The sequence below is a fragment of the Gardnerella vaginalis genome, assembly GCF_001546455.1.
GTDB lineage: Bacteria > Actinomycetota > Actinomycetes > Actinomycetales > Bifidobacteriaceae > Bifidobacterium > Bifidobacterium vaginale_B.
In genome coordinates, this window is the sequence record NZ_KQ956821.1 from 1 (window position 1) to 5,946 (window position 5,946).

1 protein-coding gene is annotated in these 5,946 nt (G+C 46.1%); it reads right to left on the reverse strand.

Features of this window, described 5'->3' with window-relative positions:
- Positions 1-5,537 (reverse strand): Rib/alpha-like domain-containing protein (locus tag HMPREF3216_RS04610; RefSeq protein WP_081090983.1); only part of this gene is annotated, 5,537 nt, incomplete at its 3' end.
- Between the last annotated feature and the right edge of the window lie 409 nt (positions 5,538-5,946).

The following is a 5,946-nucleotide window of genomic DNA, read 5'->3' on the forward strand; positions in this document are numbered from 1 at the left end:
GGAGCCGCTGTTGTGCGAGCCGTGCAATCCGCAGCCACCCCTTCAGCACCGCGCACCCCACCGCGCATCGCCTTACGCAGCATCGCCTTACGCAACAACGCCTCAAGCATCGCGCGCCCCCACTTGGTCTGGTCAAGGAAGAACCCAGCCGCCATGGCGCCCGTGCCAATCACGCACACAACGCTCATCAGCATGTTCCAGTTCATTCCGCCGGTCTTTGGCAGCGCGAACTTAGGCGGATCGATCACGTTCACGTCGAAGGAAATTCTGTTCCAATCAACAGCAGACTTTAATCCTGTAAGCTGAACCTTTTTCATATCTGTAGATGAACTAAGCCCATTAAACGCCGCCAGCGCATTCGGCTTCAACGCAAACACAGCGCACGTGTATTTTCCAGCCTTTTGAGGTACGCCAGCAATATCGTCTTCACTGCGAGACACAGCGCTTTCTATGCTGTCCTGCTTCCCATTCTTCGTGAAGCCATACAGCAAGTTAGCTTTGCAATTCTTACTGTCTTGACTGCAAGACTTTCGCTGATCAGCAGTTGCAAAAGCCCACGGCTTTACACCATTGCCGTAATCCTGATTCAGGTGCATATTGAGCGTATCGTCAAGCCCGCGGCTCCACTTTTGCTCGCCTTGCTTAGTGCACATCATGCGCAATGAAATATTGCTACGATCTTTCAAGCTCCACGCGAGCACATACGGGTTCTTAGTAAGGCTCGTGCCGCTCATAACGGTAAGAGGATGACTGCTATCAAGCGTGTCATGAACAGGATCTGCGTCTTGAGACCTTAGCAATGTCATCTTAAGATCTCTGTCGGCGCCACTGAAGCCTGAAACAGTAACTTTCGCATACACAGGCTTGCCGTTGTTTCCAGAATCCGTGTCATCCGAAGTAGAGCCATCCGGGTAATGGATGACAATCTCTTTAAAGTACGCTTTAGGCGCAACAGATTGATCCGGGTGGAATGTCACTTTGCCGTAACGCCCGCCATCACCCTTGGCATTGTGCTTGCCCTTGTGATTATTAGGATCTTTAGGATTGTCAGGCTTATTGCTCTGATCACCTGCCTTATCTGCGGCGTTACCGGCCCAATACGACCAGTCTAAGGACACCTTGTTTCCAGCAGTGCCGTTAGCATTTACCTCAAAGCCGTGAGTAGCATCCTTAAACTCAAACCAAGTTCCATCCGGAAGCGCACCAGCCTTCACAGCATCCTGGTATTTATCCGCACCGTTAGCGCTCTTAACGCTTTGCGGCACAGCATTCTCAACCTTTTGACCAGCCGTAACGCTCACATCAACGTACTTCGGATTGTAGAAGTGGTTGTCGTTATGAATATGCACAGAGAATGAATCAGTTTTATACCCCACACCTTCTGTGCCATATGGATTGCCCTTAGCATTCAGAACGCCATCAACTGGGTTTTTGGAAGCGCTTTTCTTTATATTACCCTTAACGGCCTCAGCAAACTTCTTCGACTCGGCATCGCCCCTTATAACGTAGACCTTGCACTGGTAGTCTCCAGTCTTCTGAGCCTTTCCGCCAAAGAAGCCGCGGGTGCGCTCAGAAGTATTATTACTATTGCCGCCAGGAACCCAATCGTCATACAGCAAGTCATCAGGCTTGCAGTTGTTACGATCTTTGATACACGACTTTTGCTGATTGAAAGTAGCATGTCCCCAAATCGTTTGCTTCTTAAACCTTAAGCCGTCTTTTTTGATATCTTTCGCATCCTTAGCTTTACTATCAACATGACCAGGCAGAGTGTTGTAAGTATAGTCGCTATACTTGCCATCCTTGCCCTTCTTGGAGCAGATTACGTGCTGATGAAGTTTGCCAACAGACTTAGTCATCCACGAGTCGAAGGTTGCATCGTTAGGTAACGACTCGCCTACTTTAAGGTCGTAACCATTGCCCATCTGCGCATTAGGGTAATTCTTATACAACGTAAGGCCGAACTGATTATGAGCATCGTCGCGCGTAACATTCACCTTTGCATACACAGGGTGCTTGTAGTTAATAGAGTCGTCATCGCTTGAAGCAGAGCCGTCTGGGTAGTGCACAACAACCTCGGCCCAGTACTGACCAGCGTCTTTCCACTTATCTGGACGGAATGTGACGGAGCCGTATTCGCGACCAGTTTCATTTAAAGGAACGACTTTGCCTTTTTCCATAACAGGCTTGCCGCTATTATCGCGCTTAACGTTGTCTTCGCCGCCCTCAAAGTTAGACCAAAGTTCCTTCTCGGATGGGAACTTGTCAGGTTGCGTTTTATCAACCTTCTTAACAAGCTTCTTAATCTCAAACCACGTGCCTGGTGGAAGAGCTTTGCCATCTTCAACGCCGCCCAAGTCATCATCTGGAACACCGTTAGCGTTTACCTGCTTGCCATTCACCGTAATCTTCGTGTGGCTCTTTGGCTGACCGGAGCTATTAGCCTCCTTATTAGCAAACGTACCAGCTTGAATCGTTGGAATCGTCTTATAAGTCGGATTATACTTTTGGCTGTCTTTGAGCTTGATTTTAAAGTAGAAGTTGCCAGAAACCCACTCTTTGCCCCTACTGGATGCAAAAGCACCAGTATCAAAAGCAAAGACAAAACCTGCGCCGTTGTCTTTAGCTAACTGATCAAACTTTGTGAGCGCACCGTTATGCTGCGTACCTTTACCATCGTGAGCCTGGTGGAACGCGAACACCTTACACTCGTACTCGCCGCCTTCCTTAGGCTTGCCGCCAATCAGCGCGCGCGAACGCTCCATAGTGTCTTTGTTGTATTCGCCAGGATGAAGATAGTGGTTATCGTCACTGCAATTCGCGCCCTTTACCTTACATTTCTTGTCGTTATCGCGAATCCATTGGCGGAATTCTTCAAACTGCAAGCCATTAATGTCCCCACTAGCCTTACTATTGCCCTCGGCAGGCTTAAGCAGCTTATACTTAGTGTCATTCTTCTTATGGCACACTGCGCGGAAGGTAATAGGACCTTTGGCGTTATTGGACCACGAATCCAGCACAATACCGTTGTTTTTGTTCTCTTTTGGCCCACCTATTTTCGTGGTCTTAGAAAGCTCTTTAGGATTATTTGCATCTCCAAAGCTCCAGCCACTAAACTGACCATTATTTATTTGCGTACCGTCGTAAAGGTTAAGATGCAAATCGCCGTCTGTAACAGGCAACTCTTGCACTTTAACAGGAGCATATACAACCTTGTCATAATTACCTGCGTCACTATCTTTAGACGTAGAACCATCCGGATACGTAACAAGTACAGGGGTCTTATCACTTGTACCAGCTTCTGTTTTAGACGGGCTAAACGTCACTTTACCGTTTCCTGTATTTTTTGAATCAATCTTAGACCAATCAAGCACAGGAGAAGTGTATTGAGTGTACTGCTCTAGCTTAAAGGTAGAACCACTAGGCAGTGGGCCTTCCCTAACCCACGGCTTTTTGCTGTCTTTTACGCTCTTAGGCTCTTTGCTATCAGTAGGATTAAACCTATTATTCTTCGTATCGTAGCTAACAGTGGTTTCATCGTAATGCGGGTTGTACAGTGACGCATTAGAAAGTACTTTGATTTTTACAGGTACATTTTCCTCTACCCATGCCTGACCCTTATTTTTATCAGAATTATACGGGTAGATATTAGGATTTATGTGTGTAACCTTTACCTTAAACTCCAAGCCATCTGGATATTTCTTCCAATCGTCTTTGCGAGGGCGATAAGTTATGTATCCAGTTTTCGGGTCAATCTTTACGCAGCCATCTTTAGTGTTTGTATCGCAACCTTGCCAATTATTGTTTGTAACACCATTATCTGGAACACCAGTAATCGCATAGCTCATGTTCAAATATGCAGTATTCTCCGCACCAGGTAAATCTATTGCATGATGCAAATCCGTAGAAGTTGCATTAGAGCCATCAGCGTTTTTATCTTGATGGAACAGATTTGGATCAAATGTATTACTTACCCACGTACCAACATTTACAAATGGCTTAACAGTAATAGGCTCTTTATATGTTGTAACTGGTACGTTATCTGTACCGCCATAGTCTGTTGGATTCTTTGCGCCTCTCTTCGGGTAATCACTGAGCATTTTAGACTTATACACAGGATACAGAATATTGGTCTTTTTGGTTGGGTCAGTTCCAAGATAGAACTCAGACAAATCTGGAATGCCGTCGCCATCTGTATCGTACGGGCCTACGAAGGACCATTTGCTCTGCCATTCGTCTCTGGTGCCTGGGAAAGAATCGCCGTAATTACCTTTTGTTTTATTAGAATTCCATCCTGCTATAAGCGGCAAAAGCTCTGGGTTTTTAATACTCTCGTCGTAATCGCCAGTAATCTTCCATTCCATAGCTAAGGAATAATCATTCTTTTCCCAAGAAGCAAGAACAACCTGAAACTTACTTTTCCACTGTTTAATCTCAGCTAAGCTATAACCTCTACAAGACTCTCCTATGCACTCGCCAGAACCAAGTCTTTTTTCACCTAACGCCTCATTCCAAAAGGTATCAAAACCGTCTCCACTGTCATAGTGCGCGCCGTTATATTTATTCCAATTACTAGGACCAGCGAATGAAGCAATTGACTGATTATAGTCTATTTTTCCATTTTGACAACTCCAACTACTCTTTTTTACGCCATTATTTTTAATTAGAGTAAGCTTTCTCCAAGATTCTTCCCAAGACTCATTTAAAAATTCTTGAGTTTTTCTATCTCGTTCAGCAGGATCTTTACATTCATATCCATCGCTGCACTGGATTAACTTATCTGCTACAACATCTTCTGGATAGGTTTTGTACCACTTTTTAAGATCTTTACCACCTTTACCATATTCATATGGCCAACGAGCAAACTTGCCGTTACCTCCAAGAGCATCTCGACCAGTACGCCTACGATCAATATTAACGTTATTAATTCCTTTAGGAAGAAATACCATAAAAAGCGGTTTGGAGCCAGAAAAACCTGCACCTTCTGGAGGAACATCACTATGGCCTGCGTAAGATGAGTGTGGTTCTATAACAAGGTTTTTGTATCCATTTTTATCTTTAACTCTTAAAGTGCCTCCTCTAATATGAGCAAGCAAATAAGAATTCTTATTAAAGGTAACTGTCCAGGTAATCTTCTTTTTACCATCTTGACCAGTCCACAAACGTGGGTAACTAATGTTCAAATCTCGTGTAGAATCAGCCCAATCAAAACCCTTACCAGAAATATAGCCAGTTCCGCCATAATCCCAACGAGCACCCTCATCAGCAAAAGCCCTATTTACTGGCGGCAAGATGAGCATTGCGAGGAGCGTGGCGGCGGCTACGAGCATTGCTAGAAGCGCGCGGCGAAGAGTGTGGGATGGGTGTGCTGTGCATGCTGCGGTGGACGCGGTGGCAGCGGCGATGCTTTCGGAAGTGGCAGAAGCGGCAGCAGAAGCGGCAGCGCAAGAATCAGCGCCACCCTTATTCCAAGCAAAAGCGCGCAACGCAAGACGCCCCACGCGTGATGCGAATCCACGTAACCCTGCTGGTAACATAGCCTACTCACCTTTCCTGGCACCGCGAATATCGTGGCAAACCCCAACATGCTGCACGAACCCGTTCCATGCGGCTTGTTCCTCGTTATTCTTAAGTTATCTTTAGCTACTCTTCGCTCACTTGTTTTGTGCATTTGCGCGCAACTCCCAAAACGGGCAGAGCACCAGACAAATCCAATACTCAAAAAGCGTTAAGTGCAATGTGCCGAACGTTCCAACCAGCACCTGTACAAGCAAAGCCAGGCGACTCCCACTGCCCAACGCAGCATAAACGTTCTGCAAGCACTCAACGCAGCGCTAAACGCACGATTAACTCTGCGATTAGCACGAAGATTAACCCGCGCGCAAAAACAAGATAGCAAAGCGCAGCTTTAAATAAAGCCTTTAGTATTTATACCCCCCCCCCCCC